General features: G+C 59.2%; 20 protein-coding genes. 9 read left to right on the top strand and 11 right to left on the bottom strand.

Annotated elements, in window-relative coordinates:
* Positions 1–10 precede the first annotated feature (10 nt).
* From B2589_RS03415 to B2589_RS03380, 8 genes are all read right to left on the bottom strand, one after another.
* Positions 11–1657: a fatty acid--CoA ligase gene (locus B2589_RS03415; protein WP_232901636.1), complete on the bottom strand. Its 1647-nt coding sequence runs from the start codon at positions 1655–1657 to the stop codon at positions 11–13.
* Between the two features lie 48 nt (positions 1658–1705).
* A complete protein-coding gene (locus tag B2589_RS03410) occupies positions 1706–2038 on the bottom strand; it encodes a Na+/H+ antiporter subunit G (protein ID WP_022987969.1) in 333 nt (110 codons plus the stop codon).
* Between the two features lie 14 nt (positions 2039–2052).
* Entirely contained in the window at positions 2053–2322 is a 270-nt protein-coding gene (locus tag B2589_RS03405) for a K+/H+ antiporter subunit F (protein WP_022987970.1), read from the bottom strand.
* Complete coding sequence (locus B2589_RS03400) at positions 2319–2807, bottom strand: Na+/H+ antiporter subunit E (RefSeq protein WP_094623830.1); 489 nt, start codon at positions 2805–2807, stop codon at positions 2319–2321. Before B2589_RS03400 ends, B2589_RS03405 begins: the two co-directional genes overlap by 4 nt.
* Positions 2807–4324 (bottom strand): monovalent cation/H+ antiporter subunit D, encoded by a 1518-nt coding sequence (locus B2589_RS03395; RefSeq protein ID WP_022987972.1) that lies wholly within the window; start codon positions 4322–4324, stop codon positions 2807–2809. Before B2589_RS03395 ends, B2589_RS03400 begins: the two co-directional genes overlap by 1 nt.
* Positions 4321–4674 carry a Na+/H+ antiporter subunit C gene (locus B2589_RS03390; RefSeq protein WP_022987973.1) on the bottom strand — a complete coding sequence of 118 codons (354 nt, stop codon included), beginning with the start codon at positions 4672–4674 and terminating at the stop codon, positions 4321–4323. Before B2589_RS03390 ends, B2589_RS03395 begins: the two co-directional genes overlap by 4 nt.
* Positions 4674–7475, bottom strand: a complete 2802-nt coding sequence (locus B2589_RS03385; RefSeq protein WP_286815618.1) for a monovalent cation/H+ antiporter subunit A — start codon at positions 7473–7475, stop codon at positions 4674–4676. Before B2589_RS03385 ends, B2589_RS03390 begins: the two co-directional genes overlap by 1 nt.
* 303 nt (positions 7476–7778) lie before the next feature.
* Positions 7779–8771: a GlxA family transcriptional regulator gene (locus B2589_RS03380; protein WP_286815617.1), complete on the bottom strand. Its 993-nt coding sequence runs from the start codon at positions 8769–8771 to the stop codon at positions 7779–7781.
* 286 nt (positions 8772–9057) lie between these two features.
* Here B2589_RS03380 and B2589_RS03375 point away from each other — a divergent pair, with 286 nt between their 5' ends.
* Positions 9058–10860 (top strand): acyl-CoA dehydrogenase, encoded by a 1803-nt coding sequence (locus tag B2589_RS03375; RefSeq protein WP_286815616.1) that lies wholly within the window; start codon positions 9058–9060, stop codon positions 10858–10860.
* Between the two features lie 432 nt (positions 10861–11292).
* Positions 11293–12072, top strand: a complete 780-nt coding sequence (locus B2589_RS03370) for a crotonase/enoyl-CoA hydratase family protein (protein ID WP_278350302.1) — start codon at positions 11293–11295, stop codon at positions 12070–12072.
* Between the two features lie 226 nt (positions 12073–12298).
* On the opposite strand, the gene B2589_RS03365 is transcribed toward B2589_RS03370, so the two are convergent.
* Positions 12299–13570: an alkane 1-monooxygenase gene (locus B2589_RS03365; protein ID WP_286815615.1), complete on the bottom strand. Its 1272-nt coding sequence runs from the start codon at positions 13568–13570 to the stop codon at positions 12299–12301.
* Between the two features lie 179 nt (positions 13571–13749).
* Here B2589_RS03365 and B2589_RS03360 point away from each other — a divergent pair, with 179 nt between their 5' ends.
* The 4 genes from B2589_RS03360 to B2589_RS03345 all read left to right on the top strand — a co-directional run bounded on the left by B2589_RS03360 (position 13750) and on the right by B2589_RS03345 (position 17170).
* Entirely contained in the window at positions 13750–14001 is a 252-nt protein-coding gene (locus B2589_RS03360; protein WP_286815614.1) for a hypothetical protein, read from the top strand.
* A 78-nt stretch (positions 14002–14079) separates the two neighbouring features.
* The gene (locus B2589_RS03355) at positions 14080–14406 is read left to right on the top strand and encodes a hypothetical protein (protein ID WP_058341392.1); all 327 of its coding nucleotides are present in this window, start codon (positions 14080–14082) and stop codon (positions 14404–14406) included.
* Between the two features lie 205 nt (positions 14407–14611).
* Positions 14612–16639, top strand: a complete 2028-nt coding sequence (locus B2589_RS03350) for a PhoX family protein (protein WP_286815613.1) — start codon at positions 14612–14614, stop codon at positions 16637–16639.
* 168 nt (positions 16640–16807) lie between these two features.
* Positions 16808–17170: a DUF4870 family protein gene (locus tag B2589_RS03345; RefSeq protein ID WP_286815612.1), complete on the top strand. Its 363-nt coding sequence runs from the start codon at positions 16808–16810 to the stop codon at positions 17168–17170.
* 38 nt (positions 17171–17208) lie between these two features.
* On the opposite strand, the gene B2589_RS03340 is transcribed toward B2589_RS03345, so the two are convergent.
* Positions 17209–18522 (bottom strand): MFS transporter, encoded by a 1314-nt coding sequence (locus B2589_RS03340; protein ID WP_286815611.1) that lies wholly within the window; start codon positions 18520–18522, stop codon positions 17209–17211.
* Positions 18523–18646: 124 nt separating this feature from the next.
* Here B2589_RS03340 and B2589_RS03335 point away from each other — a divergent pair, with 124 nt between their 5' ends.
* From B2589_RS03335 to B2589_RS03325, 3 genes are read left to right on the top strand one after another with little or no spacing between them, the layout of a single operon-like run.
* Positions 18647–19486 (top strand): 23S rRNA (adenine(2030)-N(6))-methyltransferase RlmJ, encoded by an 840-nt coding sequence (locus B2589_RS03335; RefSeq protein WP_199457996.1) that lies wholly within the window; start codon positions 18647–18649, stop codon positions 19484–19486.
* Between the two features lie 19 nt (positions 19487–19505).
* Complete coding sequence (locus tag B2589_RS03330) at positions 19506–20726, top strand: hypothetical protein (protein WP_286815610.1); 1221 nt, start codon at positions 19506–19508, stop codon at positions 20724–20726.
* 9 nt (positions 20727–20735) lie between these two features.
* Positions 20736–21536, top strand: a complete 801-nt coding sequence (locus B2589_RS03325) for a mechanosensitive ion channel family protein (RefSeq protein ID WP_286815609.1) — start codon at positions 20736–20738, stop codon at positions 21534–21536.
* Between the two features lie 53 nt (positions 21537–21589).
* Here B2589_RS03325 and B2589_RS03320 read toward each other — a convergent pair whose 3' ends face one another.
* Positions 21590–21991 carry a DUF4168 domain-containing protein gene (locus B2589_RS03320; protein ID WP_286815608.1) on the bottom strand — a complete coding sequence of 134 codons (402 nt, stop codon included), beginning with the start codon at positions 21989–21991 and terminating at the stop codon, positions 21590–21592.
* Positions 21992–22159: the final 168 nt, after the last annotated feature.

The following is a 22159-nucleotide window of genomic DNA, read 5'->3' as shown; positions in this document are numbered from 1 at the left end:
GGTGGGTGGATCAGTCCGTCAGCTGGTCCCGGATCAGCTTCTTGTTGATTTTGCCAACGCTGGTTTTCGGAATGTCTTCCACGAAGTCGATCTGCCCGGGAATGGCCCACTTGTTGATGTCGCCACTGTCCACAAACTGCTGCAGGTGCTTCTGGATGTCTTCCAGCCCGATGTTCTCGCCGGGTTTCAGGGTGACCAGGGCATAGGGCCGTTCGCCCCATTTCTCATCCGGCACACCCACCACGGCGGCACCGGCAACGGCCGGATGCTGGCTGATCAGGTTTTCCAGGTCCAGGGAGGACAGCCACTCGCCACCCGTCTTGATCACATCCTTGATGCGGTCTTTGATGGTCAGGGTGTTATCCGGCTCCATGGACGCCACGTCGCCAGTGTGCAGCCAGCCACCTTGCCACAGCTCTTCACCCTTCTCAGGTTCCTTGAAGTAGCTCTGGGTGAGCCAGGGCGCACGGGTAACCACCTCGCCCTTGGCTTCGCCGTCGTGGGGTACCGGGTTGCCATCCGGATCAACAATTTCCAGTTCGACCATGGGCACGGCGATACCGGTTTTCACCCGGATGGCGGTTTGCTGTTCCAGCGGCAGGTCCAGGTCTTCCGGCTTCAGGTGCGTGGTGCTCAGCAGCGGGCAGGTTTCCGACATGCCGTAACCGGTGTACATGTGAATGCCGAGCCTCGCCGCCGCGTCGCACAGGCCTTTGGTCAGTGCGCTGCCACCAATGAGGACGTGCCAGTTGCTGAGGTCGGCAGTTTTGATGGACTCGGTGGCCATCATCATCTGCATGACGGTTGGCACGCAGTGCGACATGCTTACCCGGTGAGTCTTGATCAGGTCGACCAGCAGCTCCGGCTCGTAGCGGCCCGGATAAACCTGTTTGACCCCCAGCATGGTGGCAGCATAGGGCACACCCCAGGCGTGAACGTGGAACATGGGGGTAACCGGCATATACACGGAAGACGAGCGCAGCAGGGGCATTTCATCATAGGCGGAAATGCTGCCGGTCATGGCCAGGGTGTGGAGCACCAGCTGGCGGTGGCTGAAGTAAACGCCTTTGGGGTTACCGGTGGTGCCGGTGGTGTAGAACGTAGTGGCTACGCTGTTTTCGTCAAAGTCAGGGAAGTCGAACTGGTTGTCGGCCTTTGCCAGCAGCTCTTCATATTCGCCCAGCGTGTCGATAGAGGTGGCCTTGGCGCTGGCTTCGTCGGTGACCTGAATCCAGGTTTTGACGGTTTTGATTTCATCTTTCACGCTTTCGATGATCGGCATGAAGTCATCATGCACCAGCACCACATCGTCTTCTGCGTGGTTCATGGTATACACGATCTGCTCCGGCGACAGCCGCACGTTTACCGTGTGCAGGATGGCACCGATCATCGGGATGGCAAAGAAGCATTCCAGGTAGCGCGGGGTATCCCAGTCCATGACCGCCACGGTGTCGCCCGGCTTCACGCCGGCATCGGTCAGGGCGTTGGCCAGCCGGTGAATGCGGTCAACCAAATCCTTGTAGGTGTACTTGCTGCGGTTGGCATAGACGATTTCCTGGTCCGGGTTGTAACGCGGGCCGGACATCAGCAACCGTTTGATCAGCAGCGGATACTGGTAGGCATTGTCGGCAGGTTTAAGAATCCGTGTCTGTGCCATCTATGAATACCTCTTGTCGTTGTAATGGGTGTTCGGGGTATTACGTTGTTATTGATCCCAGGGTTTACCCCGGGTGTTATCCATGGTTTTCACACCAATGTGCATGGCCGCCTTGGCCAGCATGTTGGCGCTGACCGGGGCGGTCAGGAACAGGAATACGGTGATCAGTATTTCAGAGATGCCGATGCCCTGGCCAGTACTCGAAAAGTAAACCACGGAACTGAGCATCACGGCGCCCACGCCCAGTGTGGTGGCCTTGGTAGGGCCGTGCAACCGGGTAAAGAAATCCGGTAACCGGGCCAGGCCGATGGCGCCGATCAGGGTGAAGGCCCCCCCGATGATCAGCAGCGCCGAGATGGTGTATTCAGCTAACGGGCTCATGGTTGTCCTCCGGGTTATTCAATCACGCTGCCGCGCTTGAGGTACTTGGCGGTGGCCACTGTGCTGACGAAGCCCATTACGGCGATCAGCAGGGCAGATTCCAGGTACATGCGGGTGCCGAGTGTAATGCCCAGCAGAATGATCAGGGCAATGGCGTTGATATACAGGGTATCCAGTGCCAGTACACGGTCCGGTGCATCCGGGCCCTGTATCAGGCGGTAGACGTTCAGCAGGGCAGCCAGGGTAACCATGGCAATGCTGGCGTACAGCGCGATGGTGATCATTTGAACATCTCCATCAGGGGTTTCTCGTAACGCGTGTGGATGGCATCGATCACTTCGTCGTCGCTTCGGGCGTCCAGCGCGTGGATCAGCAACATCTTTTCATCATCGCTGATATCGGCACTGACGGTGCCCGGGGTCAGTGAAATGGTGCTGGCCAGAATGGAAATAGCCAGCGGATGCTCCAGTTGCAGCGGGTAGCAAACGAACACCGGTTCTGGTTTGCGTGGGCTCAGGATCAGCTTGGCGACCGAGAAGCTGGCAATCACGATGTCCCAGAGCACGACCAGCAGGTAAGCCGGCATGCGCCAGGATTTCATGAAGGCAGGCCGCTCTGGCCAGAAGCCCTGGGTCAGCTGGGGGATACCCCAGGCCAGTACCAGGCCCAGCACCAGGCTGCCGCCGGAAATGCCATCACTCAGGAATTGCCAGGTCAGAAACAGAATCAGGCTGAGCCACGGCTGCGGAAAGCTAAGTCTGTCCAGCATCAGTCATCCTCCCCGACCATGGGGGTCTGCAGTATGTCGATATAGGCCGATGTATCCAGGATCTGGGCGGCAGTGTCTTCGGTGTACCGGTTGATCGGGCCTGCCATGGCCACAATCACCACCGTGAGCGCAATCATGGCGCCCGCCGCTACGGCGGTGGTGCCTTTGAGCGGGCGGGCGGTTTCAACGTGGCCGTCAACTGTACGCCAGAACACGATACTGCCGGCACGGCTGTAGGCCACCAGCGTCAGGAACCCGCCTACCAGGATGGTGCCCCAGAGCCACGCCATCTGGGGGCCGGGCTCAACCGACATCAGGATCAGCAACTTGCCGAAGAAGCCGCTGAATGGCGGAAGGCCAGCCGCGGCAACGGCGCCGATCATGAACAGAACACTCAGGAAGGTGCGATGACGCATCATCGGCGCGGTAATAATCCGGTCTCCGGCGCTGCCGCGCTGGGAGGCCACCAGGTCTGCCACCAGGAACAGGCCGGCAACAATCCAGGTGGTGCTGAGCATATAGAACAAGGCGGCAGACAGGCTTTCCGCTGAGCCCAGGGCAATCGGTGCCAGCAAGGTGCCCACCGAAATAATAACCTGCCAGGCGGTCAGGGATTTCAGGTTGTCAGCACCCAGTGCACCCATCACACCCATGGCGAGGGTAATCAGCGCCAGCGGGAACAGCCAGTCCATGCCGAGGTTGGCCAGTTCGCCGGCATCGTCGCCGAAAACGAGGAAATACACCCGGATAATCGCGTAAATGCCAACCTTGGTCATGATCGCGAACAGCGCGGCGACCGGAGCCGTAGCGCTGGCGTAGGCTTTCGGCAGCCAGAAGCACAGGGGCAACACCGCCGCTTTCAGGGCAAACACCACCAGCAGCATCATGCCACCGGCTTTTACCAGCAGGGCATTTTCACCGGTCACCTGCGGCACTTTCACGGCCAGGTCGGCCATGTTCAGTGTGCCGGTTACGCTGTAGATCATGCCTACGCTGATCAGGAACAGCGATGAGCCCACCAGGTTGAGCACCACGTAATGCAGGCCCGGAACCGTGCGAACCGTGCCGCCACCGTGCATCAGCAGTCCGTAGGAGGCAATCAGCAGCACCTCGAAGGCCACGAACAGGTTGAACAGGTCGCCGGTCAGGAAGGCAATGTTCAGCCCCATCAACTGGAACAGGAACAGGGTGTGGAACTGCCGGTTGCCTTCGTCAGCACCACCCAGCGAGAAAATATGGGCCAGAAGGGCGAGCACTGAAGTCATCACCAGCATGAAAGCTGCCAGTCGGTCCAGCACCAGCACAATGCCGAAGGGTGGCTGCCAGTTGCCGAACGCGTAGGCCCGGTAGCTGCCATCGTCGGCCATGGTCAGGAGCACCAGGCTGGTGGCCACCAGCAGAACGGTGGTGGCCAGTGCCAGGGTGCGGCGCAGCGCAATCGGGGCGTAGCCCATAAACGTCTGCAGTATGCCGCCCAGCAGCGGAATCAGGACGGGTGCGGTCAGCCAATGGTTCATTGCTTGGCCTCCTCGCTGTCTTCATCCTGCTTGCGGTTGCCATCCACGTGGTCGTCCTGGTTGTCGGCCAGGTTTCTCAGTGACAACACCACCACAAAGGCGGTCATGGCAAAGCCGATAACAATGGCCGTCAGCACCAGGGCCTGGGGCAGGGGGTCGGCATAACTGGCCGAACTGCCCAGAATCGGCTGCTGGCCCGTGGCCAGCCGGCCGGAGGCGAACAGGAACAGGTTAACCCCGTAAGACAGGAGCGTAAGCCCCACAACCACCGGGAAAGTTCGTGCCCGAAGCAAAAGGTAAACGCCAGACGCCGTCAGGGCGCCTATAACCAGTGCAAAAACAAGCTCCATTACACATTCTCCCGGGGGCTTCTGATCGCAGAGTGGGGGGACAACCGGCCGATGCTGACCAGGGCCAGCAGGGTCGCGCCAATCACGGCCAGATACACGCCGAGGTCAAACACCAGGGCAGAGGCTACCTCGAACTTGCCCACCACCGGCCAGGTGATGTAGTCAAAGGTTGTAGTGAGGAACGGATGGCCATAAACAAAGCTGCCGGCGCCGGCGATGGTGGCAAACATCAGGCCGAGGCCTATCACGTTGTGATACTTGATGCCGATGCGATCCTGGGTCCAGACCATGCCGCTGGCAATGTACTGGAGGATCAGGGCAACCGAGGTGATCAGGCCGGCAATAAAGCCACCGCCCGGCAGGTTATGCCCGCGCAGGAAGATGTAGGCCGAAATCATCAGCGCCAGCGGCAGCATGGGCCGGGCAATTTGCTTGAGCATCAGCGGGTAGGCGTCACGGGTCCAGGTATGGCCTTCACCATCACCCGGTGGCGGTGTGAGGGCCGTGTCCTTGAGCATGGCATAAATGCCAAGGGCGGCAATGGCCAATACCGTGATTTCACCCAGGGTATCGAAGCCCCGGAAGTCCACCAGGATTACGTTCACCACGTTGGTGCCGCCACCACCGGTCTTGCTGTTTTCCAGGAAGAACTCGCTGATGGAGGTGAACGGCTGGGTCAACATGGCCAGTGTCACCAGTGTCATGCCGCCACCGGCCAGCAGGGCCAGCACAATGTCCCGTGCACGGTGAGTGCCGGAGGTTTCCAGCGGCGTCCACGAAGGCATGTAGAACAGGGCCAGCATCAGAAGCACCATGGTCACTACTTCGACCGACAGCTGGGTCATGGCCAGGTCCGGTGCCGAGAAGCGGGCAAAGGCCAGGGCCACCAACAGCCCCACCACACTCAGGAACATCAGGGAGGTAAACCGTCCCCGGTGAAAGAATGCCGAGGCCAGGGCGCAGAGGATCAGAACCGCAGCGGCAATGGCAGTGGGCCAGTCCACCGGCGACAGCCCGTTCTCGCCCACGAAGATGCCCATAGTGGCGAGCGGGACCATCGCCACCACAATCGCACTGGCAACCAGCAGCATGGCATAGCGCTGCAAGGAGCCGTTTTCGATGCGTGCAGTGAAGCGGTTCGCCAGTTCCACAAAGCGGGAGACCACGGCTTCAAAGACCGCTTTCTCATCCACTTCCTTGAACCGGGCGTGGAAATCGAAAAACTTCTGGCGCTGTGAGTACATGATCAGGCCACCGATAAAGGCAGCAAAGCTCATCATCAGGGGCAGGTTGAAGCCGTGCATGACAGCCAGGCGGTAGTCCGGAACCTCGCCACCCAGTGTGGCGGCCGAGGCGGAGTAAAGCAGCGGACCTACCGAGTAGGCCGGGAATACGCCCACCATCACACAGGCAAACACCAGGATCTCCACCGGAATCTTCATGTACCGGGGTGGTTCGTGGGGTGGGTAGATCGGCAGGTTGACCGGTTTGCCGTTAAAGAACACGTCGTGCACGAAACGGGCGGAATAGGCCACTGCAAAAATACCGGCCAGCGTGGCCACAATCGGCGGAATCCAGGCCCAGATACCAGGCAGGTTCAGCTGCAGGGACTCCGCAAAGAACATTTCCTTACTCAGGAAGCCATTCAGCAGTGGCACCCCGGCCATGGACGACGCCGCCACCATCGCCAGGGTTGCGGTATGGGGCATGTAGCGCCAGAGACCGTTGATTCGTCGCATGTCGCGGGTGCCGGTTTCGTGGTCAATAATGCCGGCCGCCATAAACAGGGAGGCTTTGAAGGTGGCGTGGTTGATCACGTGGAACACCGCAGCAACTGCTGCGAGCTCGGTACCCATGCCGAACAGCAGCGTGATCAGGCCCAGTTGACTGACCGTGGAGTGGGCCAACAGGCCTTTCAGGTCGTGCTTGAACATGGCCACATAGGCGCCCACCAACAGCGTAGCCATGCCGGTTAAACTCACCATGTAGAACCATTGCTCGGTGCCGGCCAGGGCCGGGTACAGGCGCGCCATCAGGAACACCCCGGCCTTCACCATGGTGGCCGAGTGCAGGTACGCAGAAACCGGCGTGGGTGCCTGCATCGCGTGGGGTAGCCAGAAGTGGAACGGGAACTGGGCAGACTTGGTGAACGCGCCCAGCAGAATCAGGGTGAGTGCCACCGGGTACATGGCGTGGTTCTTGATGAGGTCGCCAGCGGCCAGCACGGCATCCAGCTCGAAACTTCCCACGATGTTACCGATGATCAGAATGCCGGCCAGCAGCGCCAGGCCACCACCGCCGGTAACCGCCAGTGCCATCCGGGCACCCCGGCGTGCGTCCTGTTTATGGGTCCAGAAACTGATCAGCAGGAACGAGGTCAGGCTGGTCAGCTCCCAGAAAATCATCATCAGCAACAGGTTGCCGGACAGCACAATGCCCAGCATGGAGCCCTTGAAACACAGAAGCAGGGCGTAGAACTTTCCGATGTTCTCGCCTTTTTTCAGGTAATAGCGGGCATACAGGATGATCAGGAGGCCGATGATCAGGATCAGCAACGCAAACAGCAACGCCAGCCCGTCGAGCCGGAAACTGAAGGAAATGCCCAGCGCCGGGAGCCATTCCCAGGAGTTATGGACTACACCGCCGCCAGCCAGCGTTTCCCAGTGGGGGAACAGGGCAGCCAGGCCAATAATAGCCGGTATGGAAGAGACTATGGCAATCGCCGTTCGCCCGCCCTGGGCAAACAGTGGCGCAGCAATAGCCACCAGAAAGGGCAGAAATACAACCAGGGGTAGCGACATCGCAACCTCGTTATCGGTTTTCTTTTTACATGGGAAAGAAGTACGAAGCAGTCTGAGTGTAGCGTTCAGAAAGCCTGCGTGCACACGAAAGCGGCCCGTTTAAGGCTCACTTGCTGATCAGGCAGAAAAGGGGGGATCCGGAAAATAGGGAAGGCGGCCCCGCTGCAGAACGATATCAGCGGTCAGGGGCAATCCTGGAATGTTTGTGCAGCCTCTGGACCTTACGGTCATGGTTGCTCCGTCTGTGAAACTTGACGGTTGATAATACGTGCCGGGGCGGTCAGGTCAAGTCAACCAAAGGATTTAACGGCCAAATTTCGAACGATAGGCCCCCGGAGAAAGCCCGGTTTGCTTACGGAATAACCGGCTGAAAGAGCTCACATCCTCATAACCCACGGCCCGGGTAATCGCGTCCAGGCCATCCTGCGAACTCTCCAGCAACCGCCGGGCTTCCTCGATTCTCAGCAGTTGAAGATAGCTAGTTGGTGTGTCTCCGGTCGCTTGCCGGAACCGCCTCAGCAACGACCGCTCCGACAACCTGGCCCTCGTGGCAAGATCCGCCACAGACACCGCCTCCCGGAAATGCCCCTCCACCCAATCCTGAAGCCCCAGCACCACCGAATCCGAATGATACCGCCTGGCCTGCAAAGCACTGTAGGGCGCCTGGCTGGTCCGCCCCGCATCAATTACAAACGCCTTCGCCAACTCCCGTGCCACCTGCGCCCCCGCCAGCCGCTCTACCAGATACACCCCCAAATCCCACCAGGCCATGCCTCCCCCGGCACAAGCCACCGGCCCGCCCACCGTCACCAGCTTCTCCGGCCGCAAATCCACCGCTGGAAACCGCTCCCGGAACTGATTGCTGAAGCCCCAGTGCGTCGTCGCCTCCCGCCCGTCCAGCAACCCGGCGGCGGCCAGTAAAAACGCCCCGGTGCAGTTACTTGCTACGCGGACATCGCCGGGAGTTGCGTCCTGAAACTGTGACAGCCACTGAATCAAAGGGTTGTTTGTCTTCAGAATTTCATCAATGGGCGCGCCAATGGTCGGAATAATCAGCACGTCATCTGCACCCAGATCATCAACACCCTGCCAGGAACCATCGGCCAGAATTGTCACACCATTGATGCACTGGCAGGGCTCACCGTTCTCGGTCAGCAGCCGGGTTTTGAACTGTGCAGAAGGCTGCTCCCCGTGAATACGTGCCCAGGTCACCCCGGCGAGGCGAAACAGGTCGATCATCCCTGTGATAGCGCTGGCTAACGCACCGTTGAAGCCAATGATAGTGACGGTTTTCAAAAGCTGGCTCCTGTTCGGCTTGTTGTAGTGCCCGAAATGGCGCGACGGCCATCGCCCAATCAGGCTGCTGGCGTGGGTATTGCCTTCCGGGAGTGTGCGCAGCAGGGAAGCTGCGCTCAAGCCCCCACGGACGGGTTCACGGCGTCTCCCGGAAGGCAATACCCACGACAGTGGCCGTCTTGTCAGAACAAAGGTTGACGGATTCAACCAAGAATAAGTCAAAAATGACAATTCCAACCAGTGTAGTGGTTGTGAGAGGCTAACGGCAATCAACAGGAGACCAAGAATGACCGACACCCTGATCGACCGCCGCGACCTTGCCTTTCAGCTTTACGAAGTCATGGACACCGAAGCCCTCACCCAGCGCGAGCGCTTCAGCGAACACAGCAAAGACACCTTCGACGCCGTCATCGAAACCGCTGACAAGATGGCGAAAGAAAAATTCGCCAACCACAACAGCGCGGCAGACAAAGACGAACCCAAATTCGTCAACGGCCAGGTAGAAATGCTCCCTGAGGTCAAACAGGCCTTCGACGCCTACGCCGGGGCCGGCTTCCTCGCCGGCCGCTACGATTACGACCTCGGCGGCATGCAACTCCCGGAATCTGTCATGGCCGCCTGCAACGGCTTTTTCACCGCCGCCAACCCCGGCACCGCAGGCTACCCGTTCCTGACCACCGCCGCCGCTAACCTCATCCGCGTGTTCGGCAACGACGAACAGAAAGCCAAATTCCTGCCCAACATGCTCAGTGGCCGCTACAGCGGCACCATGGCCCTCACCGAGCCCCACGCTGGCTCCAGCCTGGCGGACATCCGCACCTCCGCCACGCCCACCGACGACGGCCACTACCTGATCAAAGGTGCCAAAATCTACATCTCCGGTGGCGAGCAGAGCATCACCGAAAACATCGTTCACATGGTGTTGGCCAAGATCAAAGGCGCCCCGGCCGGTGTGAAAGGCATTTCCCTGTTCATCGTCCCGAAATTCCATGTGGACGAAAACGGCAACCCGGGCGAGCGCAACGGCGTCAGCCTGGCAGGCCTGATTCACAAGCTCGGTTATCGGGGAACAACCAGCACCGCCCTCAGCTTCGGCGACGACGCACCCTGCCACGGCTACCTGGTGGGCGAGCCTCATCAGGGCCTGAAATACATGTTCCAGATGATGAACGAAGCCCGCATAGGCGTTGGCTTCGGCGCGGCGGTCATCGGTTATCGGGGTTACATGCACAGCCTGGAATACGCCAAAGACCGCCTGCAGGGCCGCAAAGCCAGCGAAAAGAACCCGGAAAGCCCGCAGGTGCCGATCATCGAACACGCCGACGTGCGTCGCATGCTGCTGGCCCAGAAAGCCTACAGCGAAGGCGGCCTGGCCCTGTGCCTGTATGGCGCCCGCCTGATGGACGACCAGCACACCCACCCGGATGAACAAAAGCGGATGGAAGCCAGCAAACTGCTGGACCTGCTGACCCCGGTGATCAAAGCCTGGCCCTCGGAATACGGCCCGAAAGCCAACGACCTGGCGATCCAGGTCTACGGCGGCGCCGGCTATACCCGGGAATATCCGGTGGAACAATGTTGGCGCGACAACCGCCTGAACCCCATCCACGAAGGCACCAACGGCATCCAGGCCCTGGACCTGCTGGGTCGCAAAATCTGGCAGGATCAGAGCCACGGCCTGCAACTGCTGATGCAGGAAATGCAGGTAGACCTGCAAGCGGCCACGACTGACTGTTGTCAGCAATGGGCATTGTCTCTCAGTGAGACGTTGCAGCAGGCGGTGAAAGTCACCCAGAGCCTGGGCAAATCCCTGATGGGTGGCGAGGTAGACAAAACCCTGGCCAACGCCAGCTGCTACCTGCACCTGTTCGGTCACATCATCGTTGCCTGGATGTGGCTGCGCCAGGCTAATGCGGCTGCCAATGCATTGGCGTCTGCCAATAGCGACAGTGAACGCAACTTCTGTCAGGGCAAACTCCAGGCCGCCCAGTACTTCTTCCACTGGGAGCTGCCAACGGTGGCCCAGGACCTGGTGTTACTGCGGAATCAGGATGATACGTGCCTGAACATGAAGGCCGACTGGTTCTAGTTCTAGCTCTGGAGTCTTGGTCCTGTTCGTAGCCTGCCTGTTCTGGTGGTAAGCACGTTTGGCCGGTGGGCCTTTCCGGGACACGCCCACGAGTACGTCCCTGTAGGCTCGTTTCGGGCCGTCCATGGCCCTCAACGGTCCCGGAAAGGCCCACCGGCCAAACGCGCCCGAGCAGAAGTGCATTTCGCGGACCAGACAGGAGTGGAGAGGGGTTTCCCCAGATACCGATTAAAGGCAGTTCTGAACATCTCAGCATGACTGCCAAGTTTGAGGCACGAGCGACGGGTAGAGCTTTCCGGGACTGTCTGCAGCAGGGATGCTGCAGTCAAGCGTACAGGGACGTATTCACAGCGTGTCCCGGAAAGCTCTACCCGTTGATCGTGCAAGCACCCAAACAAACAGGCTAGGTTCCCAAATTAGAGGACACGAAAAATGCCACTGGTAAACGTAGAAAAACAGGGGCACATCCTGAAGATCGGACTGAATCGCCCGGAAAAAATGAACGCGATGAACCGCGCCATGTACCACGAAATCGCTGCCGCCTATTACCAGCTCCAGAACGACCCCGAACTGCGCGTCGCCGTCATGTATGCCGAAGGTGACCACTTCACCAGCGGCCTGCAACTGGACGACTGGGCCGGCGTGTTCGCTAACGGCAAAGGCATCGAGCCGGGCGAAGGCGAACTCGATCCGTTCCATATTACTGGAGAAGGGCTCACCAAGCCGGTGGTCTTTGCCGCCCAGGGCATCTGCTTCACCTGTGGCGTTGAAATGATGCTCAACACCGACATCCGCGTAGCCGCCAAAGGCACCCGCTTCGCTCAGCTGGAAGTCAAACGCGGTATCTTCGCCTGCGGCGGCGCCACCATCCGCCTGCAAAGGGAAATCGGCTGGGGCAATGCCCAGCGCTACCTGCTCACCGGCGACGAATGGACGGCCGAACAGGCTTACCAGTGGGGCCTGATCCAGGAGCTGGTGGAGCCCGGGGAGCAGTTCAATAAAGCCATGGAAATCGCTGAAAAGATCGCCAAAGCGGCTCCGTTAGGTGTTCAGGGCAGCCTGAAGTCGTCCAAGATTGCCGTGTCCGAAGGCCAGGAAGTGGCCAAGGAACGCCTGTTCCCGGAGCTGCGTCCGGTCATGGCCAGTGAGGATGTAAAAGAAGGTATCCAGTCGTTCCTGGAAAGGCGGGAAGCAGTGTTCAAAGGCAAGTAGCGGGATTGTCCGCTCCTCAAAACCTCTTCCGTAGCAAATCGTCAAATCAACGACTATCCCACGGAAGCGTAAGCGGCGGGTTGGGGCCACCCTTCCGGGAGTGTGCGCAGCAGGGATGCTGCGCTCAAGCCCCCATGGATGGGTTCACGGCGTCTCCCGGAAGGGTGGCCCCAACCCGACGCCGGCTCCCAACCAACAGGCTAGGGCCGGCAATCAAACCACGAACTCAGGCAGCCTCAGACTCAGAAGAAGCGCCAGCCCGCCGAGCCGCAGCCTCAGCCGCCACCTTCGCAGCGTAGTCAGCATACCGGGCCATCAACTCCTCCTTACGATCCGGATCCCAGTTGATCTTCGACAGATCGCCCTCGTAGTGATCAATCACCCGCTTATCCATCGTCTCGTACCACCACTGTGGCAGATAAGCCGGCAACAACATTGATGCATAACCACCCGGCAACTGCGGCGCCTTCTCGAAATGCCTCAGGGCCTGATAACTCCGGGTCGGATGGGCGTGATGGTCAGAATGCCGCTGCAACTGATACAGGAACAGATTGGTCACCACATGGTTGCTGTTCCAGCTGTGCTCCGGCTGGGTGCGTTCATACTTGCCGCTCTTGTCCTTCTGGCGCAGCAGGCCATAGTGCTCAATGTAATTCACACTCTCCAGCAGGCTGGCGCCATACACTGCCTGCGCCGCCAGGAACGGCACCGCCCTGGGGCCGCAGACCAGCGTAGTCGCACCAAAGAGCCCGGCACTCATGGCCCAGCCCTGCAGCAACTCATTGTCCAGACTCCAGAAACCCTTGCCCTTGCGCTCAAGCCGCGCCTTCTCGATTTTCACTGCGGACTTCATGCCACCAAACACCGTGCGCGGCAGGAACTTCCAGAAACTCTCGCCCATCCGGCTGCTGGCCGGGTCTTCCGGCGTGGCAACCCGCTTGTGATGACCAAAATTGTGCTCAACCACGAAGTGGGTGTAGCCGGTCGGCGCCAGTGCCGCCATGGCCATCAACTTGTTCAGTTTGTTGGATTTGTGGCCCAGCTCGTGGGCGGTGTTGATGCCCACACCGTTGATTGCGCCCACCGTCAGGGTCAGGCCGATCTTGTCTTCGATCGGGGTTTTCTTGCGACTGGCCAGCCAGGCTCCCATAACCGTCATGGCGTACTGGGTAGGAATAAAGGCTTTTACAATCCGGTCGTAGTATTTGTCCTGCTCAAGGGACCGCACGGCGGATTCCGGCGGGTTGCTCTTGTCTTCCCCGATTGCCCGGTCCAGCGCCGGGATAATGCCGTGCACCAGTGCCGGCCCGGTCCACGCCAGTGCCTTCAGCTTCTTGGGCGCCAGCGCATAACCGGTTAATGCGGCCAGGCCGATTCCAGGCAGGGCAGGGCCCAGCAGCCAGAGGTAGCGCTTGGGATCTTTCCAGTCTTTTTCACTGGAGGCGGGAGTGGAATTTGCCGGTTGTTGCCCGACTGCTTGATTGGCCTTGGCGTTCATATCAGGGATCTCCGTTTTGTTCTTGGTTGCCCTCAATTTATGTCGGACAATCGGGCAATACAACAATTTTGACGAATGTCATCGGAAGGTGGCCTGACATGACAATTCGGCCCCGGTTGGCGGATTCGGGATTTGTGGTCCAGACTTCTGCAAAACAAAAACAACAGGGACGATGGAACATGAGTGCTGCAACCCCCTCACCAGAGACTGTGTCTTTGCCGGTTCGGGAAATGCTTGTGGAGTATGTCCAGGGGCGACGGCTGGCCGAGATTATCTACCAGGATACCAACGGGCAGGTTTGCCTGGTGCATGAGCACATTCGGGACGTTCTGAGCCGGGCCGGCCATGATTTTCTGGTACTGGGCTCCGGCAAGGTGCTTGGTGTTGAGCATGTGATCATGATCGACGGCCAGCGGCTAACGAAAGGGTAATCGCCCGGTAATTGCCTGTGCAGGTGAACCGCTCTAGGCTGTTTGCGTTGTAAATACTTACCAACAGAGGGATATGGTATGAACAAGCTCACGTTGAGCGCACTGGCTCTACTGATGACACTTGGCCTGGCTGCCTGCAGTTCGGAAAGCGATGAAGGTGCCGATTTCGAGCAGGCCGGGGAGAACGCCGGTGAAATGATGGATGACGCCGCCGACTCCGTCGAGGAATCCTATGAAGAAGCCACAGGGCAGGACGAAGGTGCCTGGGGCGAAATCAAGGAAGGCGCACAGAACGCGGCGGATGAAGTCAGCGATGGTGCACAGAGCGCTGCGGACAGTGTCGGTGAAGCCGCTGATGAAGCGGGTGATGCCATGGAAGAAGGTTATGATGAGATGACTCAGTGATCACTGGCTGAGAGTTGTTTTTTCCGGAAAAGGGGCGCAGGTTGGCGCCCCTTTTTTGGTTTTTACGACAAAGTTTGGCTGGTGTGGTTAGCTGTAAAATAACTTTAACCAGAATCACGCGGAACGTTTGTTGTTCTGTCATCTTTCAGGTTGAAACTTGCCTCTCGTTAAAGCCCTTTCCTTCCGATTTCGAGAGAGACAGAACATGGCCAAGCACGACATTGATCCGAATTATCTGGACCCTAACTACGAGCCGGTGGTTAACCATTCCGAGAACCTGCCTTTTCACCAGGTGCTGTCTGCGCGCATGCAGCGCCGGGCGGTGATGAAAGGGACCGTCGGAGCAGCTTTGGCGAGTGTTATGGGCCTCGGACTCGTAGCCTGCGGGAGTGACAGCGACAGTGACGACGAGACAGCGTCAGGAAACACTCAAACGCCAGGTACAACCGAAAGAGCGCTGGGTTTCCAGGCCGTTCCGGTGTCAATGGATAACCAGGTAGTTGTTCCGGAAGGCTATTCATCAAAGACATTCTTGCCCTGGGGCACACCGATTACCGGGTCGTACCCGGATTATCGCGCTGATGGCACCAATTCCGGCGCAGACCAGGAAGAGCAAGTGGGTATGCACCATGACGGCATGCACTTCTTCCCGATTGACCAGAAGAGTGGCGGCAACAGCTCCACTGAAGGTCTCCTGGTTATGAACCATGAGTACATCAATCAGGAGGCCATCCATGCGGAGGGCGCAACCTATAATGCTGATGGCTCCCGCCCGGCAGATGAAGTTCGTAAAGAAATCGCAGCCCACGGCGTTTCCGTGGTTCATATTAAGCAGGATGCTAACGGTGAGTGGGATGTGGTGTTTGGCAGCCCACTCAACCGCCGGGTAACCGGTGGTACTGAAATGGAAATCCGCGGCCCGGTTCGTGGCTATGACAAACTCTTCACTAAATTCAGTCCCAATGGTACCCGCACCCGCGGAACCCTCAATAACTGCTCCATGGGGCCGACGCCCTGGGGAACCTACCTGACAGCGGAAGAAAACTGGCACGGTTACTTTGCCAACAGTGATGCTACCCAGCCTCGCGAGCAAACCCGCCACGGCGTGGGTAGTGAAAGCCGCTACGATTGGGAACTGGCAGATAACAAGGCCGATCAATACGTGCGTTTTAACGTCAGCGCGCTCGGCGGTTCTGCCTCAGAGGATTACCGCAACGAAGCCAACACCTTCGGCTTTATGGTGGAAATCGACCCATTCAACCCGGAGAGCATGCCCCAGAAGCGCACAGCCCTCGGTCGTTTCGGCCATGAAGGTGTAATTTTCGCACCGGCCAAAGAAGGTGAGCCGGTTGTCTGTTACTCCGGTGACGACTCCCGCTTCGAGTACATCTACAAGTTCGTGTCTTCCAAACCGTACTATGCAGCCACCGCTGGTGGTTACCTGCTGGATGAAGGCACGCTGTATGTAGCGCGATTCAACGAAGACGGCAGTGGTGAATGGCTGGCCCTGGATCTCGACAACCCGGCTTTTGCCTCCAAGGTTAATGCTGCCAAGGGTACGACCGTTGGTGATGTGGCATTTGATGGCTTCGAGAACCAGGCCGACGTGCTGTTGAACACCCGTCTGGCCGCTGACATTGCCGGTGCCACACCAATGGACCGTCCGGAGTGGGGTGCGGTTGATCCGAATACCGGCGAGGTTTACTTCACTCTCACCAATAATACCAAGCGCACAGAAGACCAGGTGAATGCAGCCAACCCGGTAGCCCAGAACAAGAACGGCCACATCATTCGCTGGCAGGAAGCCGGTAACGATTACACTGCCGATTCCTTCGAATGGGATATCTTTGTCTTCGCCGGTGAGCAGGGCACAGAGACCGTGGTTGATGGCGACGCCGTGGTTACGCTGAATGACGACAACATCTTCAACAGCCCGGATGGCCTGTGGTTCGATTACAACGGCCGTCTGTGGATCCAGACTGACGGATACAGCGACGAAACCTTCGGTAACCAGATGATGCTGGCTGCGAATCCGGAAACCCGTGAAATCAAGCGTTTCTTCGTGGGCCCCCAGGGCTGTGAGGTCACCGGCGTGGTCACCACTCCGGACAGCAAAACCATGTTCGTCAATATTCAGCACCCACGTGGCAACTGGCCGAATGCTGCAGAGGATCGCCCCCGCGATGCCTGTGTCATCGTAACCCGCAACGACGGCGGCGTAATCGGCGCCTGATCTTAGCGGTTAGCCACAAGGCATCACAAAAGCCGGCCCAGGTTTTACCTGGGCCGGCTTTTGTTTTTGCAGAGGGCTTATATTGTGGAAAGGTCCGCAAAAACCCCGAGGCCGGCTGCGAAAGCGCTGTGGTAGACTGCGGAAAAGTCCTGATCCGGAGTTATCACCTTGGCTGAACCCGAATTTATTCCCGCAAACCCCAATGGCAATGAACGCCAGCCGGAGCCTGGCCGCAACCTGGCGGTCGTGGTTTACATCCTTCAGGCCCTGTCCTTTTTTCTGGGCGGTATCACCGGCCTGGTTGGCGTCATCGTCAATTACGTGAAGCTGGATGATGTACGTGGCAGCTGGATCGAAAGCCATTTCCGCTGGCAAATCCGCACCTTCTGGATCGGGCTGTTGTGGACGGTGATTGGCATTGTTACCACCCCATTGATCATCGGCTGGTTTATTCTGCTCGGTATCTCGATCTGGGTGATCTATCGCATCGTAAAGGGTGCCCTGGCCCTGAACGACGGCAAGGTTATCTGAAACAGGCCGCCGGCGGGCTCTCGGAGCCCGCTCTGGCTTTACTCCTCCGTTACTTCTTCCAGCCGCAAGGCACTGAACATCCCCGCCAGCCCCATCAGCCCAAGCACAATAATCACCGCCACATCGGAAATCATCGAGATGGCTGCGGTGAAGGCACCCGTAACCAGTAACAGCAGCCCGATTACGGTATTGCTTACCGAGGTATAGTCGGTCCGCTTGTTGCCGCCGGCCATGTCCACCAGATAGGTTTTCCGGCCAAGGCGTACGCCGGCGTGGGCAATGCTCAACACGAAGAAGGCAATCGGGTAGAACCAGGCGCCGCCGAAGCCGGGGCCGAAGATCAGGGCGAGCACACCCACCACCAGGCAAATACCGCTGGCCATGGCCGCGCCGCGGATCATCACCCGCCGGCTGGATACATCGGCCGCCCAGCCCCAGAAGCTGGCACTGAGTGAGCTGGCCAGGCTGCTGGCCAGCAGGAAGACGCCCAGCATCCAGCCGATGTCGGATTCTTTCTGGGCCAGCACCACGAAGTAGGGAGAGGCCAGGGCGGAGCACAGCAGCAGGGCCCGGGTAATGACAAAGTTACGGAAGGGAGCGTCGTCCCGCAGCAGGGACAAGCTGCGGAAAGCTTCCGGCAGGGCATTGGCGCCACCGGAAGTTTCGCCCGGATACTCTTCAACCCCGGCAAACAGAAAGCCGGCGATAATCCACAGGCTGGCGGCCAGCATCAGCAACAGGGCGTAGAAGCCAATGGTGGGATCGCCCCGGTCCCAGAACAGCAGCCCGGTCAGGATAACGGTGGCGGTACCGCCAATGGTGCTGGCCAGGCCGGACAGCCGGCCCCGGCGGGTTTTCGGAATGCATTTGCCCTGAACATCTTTCATCGAAACCGAGCAGAAGCCCCGGGCCAGGGAGAACACAACCAGCGCCGCAACAATGCCACCGCCGGCCGCGTAGCCTTCCAGAAACCACACACTGGCCGCCATGGCCATTACGCTGACCGCCTGGCCAAAGCTGCCCAGGGTCCAGAACCACTTGCGCACGGCTTTGCGGCGAACCCAGGCGCCAATCACCATCTGGGGCACCATAGAGCCGGACTCCCGGATGGGTACCAGCCAGGCCACCAGGGCCGGCGCGCCAACGGCGCTCATCAGCCAGGCCAGCACGGTTTTCGGGCTGATCAGCAAGTCGCCGAGCTTGGTCAGTACGTTACTGAAAAGAATCAGAAAGAAGTTATGGGGCACTTCCCGGCAGGCATCCTCCGGAATGTCTTTGCAGACCCGTGCGTCTTCTTCGTTGGCGATCAGGCTGTAAAGCTGGTCAACCGTTGCTTTGTTCTGGCTGGACAATGTTTTTCCTCCCGTGGTCAGGCCCGCAAGCATAGCAGGACATTCGGCGTGGCTTAACCGTCTGCCGGAGTTGCCTGTGGCTTGCCGCTGGTGCTTAATGGGCACCTGAAAGCAGGAGCCCGATATGCTGAGTTACCTTCACGCCTTCCACGCCGGCAACTTTGCGGATGTACAGAAACATGCCGCATTAACCCTGGCGCTGGCCATGATGCAGGCCAAGAAAACACCCATTGCCTGTTTTGATACCCATGCCGGCAGTGCGGTTTACGACCTGACCGGTGAGCGCGCCCGAAAAACCGCCGAGGCGGACACCGGTGTACAGCGCCTGTGGCGGTTACGGAACAGCCTGTCATCGCCGGACTGGCAGCCCATGCTGGAGGTTCTGGCCAGCGAAAATCCTGGCAACAGTGAGCTGGAAACGTATCCCGGCTCGCCGGCCTGGCTGGCGGGCTTTGCCCGTGATGCCGATACGGTCACCGCCTTTGAACTGCACCCTACCGAGGGCCAACAACTGGCTGGCTGGGCCCGGGATGCGGGAGTTCGTGTGGTGCAGCAGGACGGCCTGAAAGGTTTGCTGCAGAAGCTGCCGCCGCCCCAGCCTCGGCTGCTGACGCTGATTGATCCCTCCTACGAAATCAAAAGTGATTACACCTCAGTGGCCGAAACCCTCACCAAGGCATGGAAAAAGTGCCGCCATGGGGTCTATCTTGTCTGGTATCCGATACTGACCAGTGGCTTGCAGGAGCAGCTGGTTTCTGCCCTGAAAGGCGGTGAAGTGCGTAAGGTTCTGCGCAGCGAAGTGATGCTGGATACGCCGCCGGAGCGGGGCATGGTTGGCTCAGGTATGCTGGTGGTGAATCCGCCCTGGGGCTTTGAGCAACGCTTTGCGGCCATGATGGACGAACTGCAGGGCGAAAACGGGTTGGGGTGGTCGTCTTCGATCACCTGGCTGGTTCCCGAATAATCTGGCTGGAGTAGCATCTTTGACGTCCGAGACCGCTCAGGAAAACCCCTGCCTGCCCGGCGGGTTGATTGCGCTGGACCAATGGAAAACCCCGGAAACCTCTGTGCAAAAGACCTTACGCAGTGGCTTGCGGGATATCCTTCAGCAATTGCGCGCCGAGATGACGCCGGAGGACCAGGCCTTCGAGAGCCTGGACGACCTGCCGGCACTGTCCCATGCAAAGCTTGGCCGGTACGCACCGCAGCCGGAGGCCGGAGAGCTGGCCGGGGCGATCAATGAATGCCTGGCATCACTGCGGCAAGGGGGCACCCACAACCGGCAGGTGAGTTTTCTGGTTGCGCCGCCGTTTTCCGGTATTCAGGGGGCTTTGCGCGCCAGCGGACTGCGGGTGATCTCGCCCCCGGATAACCTGCTGATGGCGGAGAAAGACATCTCCGGCTGGTGGGATGAGCAGCTGGCGGGCGATGACTGGGTGGTACCGGAGCTTGCGGATTTCTGGCTCAGGCATCGGTCTGGCATGGGCTTGCTGAAAGAGTTCTTTGCCCGGGTGGCAATGGAGGGTGCCGGCAAGGGCATGGTGGGATGTTCCAGCTGGTGCTGGCAGTTCTGGGTGCAGTACCTGCCAGAATTGCATGTGGCGCCGCTGACGGTCGCGCCCCTGACGGATGACCGGCTTACCCGGTGGCTGGCTTTCCTGGCGTCGGGTAAGGCGGGTGGGCCACTCACCGCTCGCATGACCAACGATGGCCTGTATGTGTTGCCGGCTCCGGAGGAGGGTTGCGAACGCAAGTACAGCGACTTCGCCCGGGACCTGGCTACCATGGCCCGGGGCAACCGCGGAGTTGCCCATGCTATCTGGCAAAGAACCCTCAGGGCCAGGGCCGAGGAAGACACCGAGAACGGCGATAAAGAAGAGAAGAAAGATATTCCTGCCAACGGCCCGAGCTGCTGGGTAGCGCCGCTGGAGCAGTTGAGCCTGCCGGCGGTGCCCCAGAGCAACGGCCGGCAACCGGGGCATATTCTGCATGCCTTGTTGCTGCACAACGGGCTGACCTCCGAGCAGTTACAACTGGTGACCGGCTTGCCGGGGCAGGAGATCAGCTTGTCGCTGGCGCGGTTCCAGCGTGCCGACCTGGTCACGCAGGGCGACACCGCAGGCGCGTTCAGGGTTACTCCGCTGGGCTATCCCGCCGTGCGTAAATATCTGCAGTCCCGGGGTTACCCGGTCGACGGTTTCTAGGAGGCTATGATGGGCGATCTTGATATCAAGGGTGCATTGTCATCCATAACCTCTGAAGCCTTGCTGGAAGCCGCTATCCTGGTGGTGATAGCGTCGCTGCTGATTCTCGTGGTGCAGAAGCTGGTGCCGGCAGTGGCCGGCAAACTGTCCGGCAAGCCCCGGCTGTATCTGCTGGCGTCTGTGCCGCTGCTGCGGCTGCTGATTATCATCCTCACCATCACCATGGTGGTGCCGGTTCTGGTTGAGCCTTCATTTGAAAACATGGTGGCCATCTTCGGTGCCCTGGGTCTGGCCCTGGGCTTTGCCTTCAAGGACTACGCCAACAGCCTGATTGCCGGCATCGTCACCCTGTACGAAATGCCTTACCGGCCCGGCGACTGGATTGAAGTGAACGGCCAGTATGGCGAGGTGCGCTCCATCGGCACCCGGGCAGCAGAGATTGTCACCCTGGATGACACGGTCATCGTGATTCCTCATGGCCTGTTGTGGAACACCCTCTTGGCCAATAGCAATGACGGAACCGATAACCTGATGTGTGTGGCTGAGGTTTATCTGGACCCGAACCACGATGTGGCGTGCATGCAATTGCTTTTTCGCGACACCATCTATGCCTGTCCGCTGACCAAGACCCATCAGCCGGTGATAGTGGCTGTGTCCGCCGGAGACACCGGTATGAAGTACCGCCTGAAGGCTTATCCGCTGGAGCCGCGGGACCAGACCCGGTTTATTTCTGACCTGACGGCCCGTGCCGCGGAGATCTGTGCGGCTGAGGGGGTCAGAATGATCTCCCGGCCTTTGATGCTGCACTGAAACGAAAAAGCCCCGCAAAGGCGGGGCAACTGACGAACCGGATGCGGGTTTGCTTACATCAGGGCGTCAACACGGTTGCGAACTTTCGGCTCGCTGCTGTAGGCGGTTGCGATGGAGTTGTAGGTGGGGATGTCGATACCTACGTCTTCAATCACGGAAACCATTTTGTCGTTGGCTTCCATCTGCAGTTCCTGGGCTTTCTGCTGGGAATCCGCCGCTTCGATCTTCTGGATGTACTCTTCGCGCACTTCCATGACACCTTCCTGGGCTTCGATGAAGTCTTTCAGTTGGGCATCGCTGAAGTTGGTGTCCTGGGTGCCCGCTGCGGCCGGGTCAGAATAGCCGGAACCCTGGGTCTGCTGGGCTGCCGGCTCTTGCTGGTTCTGCTGTGCCATCGCGGGTGCCGCGGCCAGAAGTGCCAGGGATGCGGTTACAGAGACGAGTAGCTTGTTCATAGGTCAGGCTCCTTTCGCTTCAACGGGTCGGGGGAAGAATTTGGTGTTCCCCGATTTCAGTGAATGACGGTCAGCGTATTGCAGTCGCCGTGCCAACTTTCCCAAATCTAATAATGTTTTTTAAATCAGTTGCTTATTGTTGTGTTTGCCATTACAGGTGAGTAACTT

Origin of the sequence: Marinobacter sp. UBA3607, assembly GCF_002375525.1 — a bacterium.
Classification (GTDB): Bacteria; Pseudomonadota; Gammaproteobacteria; order Pseudomonadales; family Oleiphilaceae; genus Marinobacter; species Marinobacter vinifirmus.
Note: the sequence above shows the minus strand (reverse complement) of the source record. Positions and strands in the feature narration are given on the sequence as shown.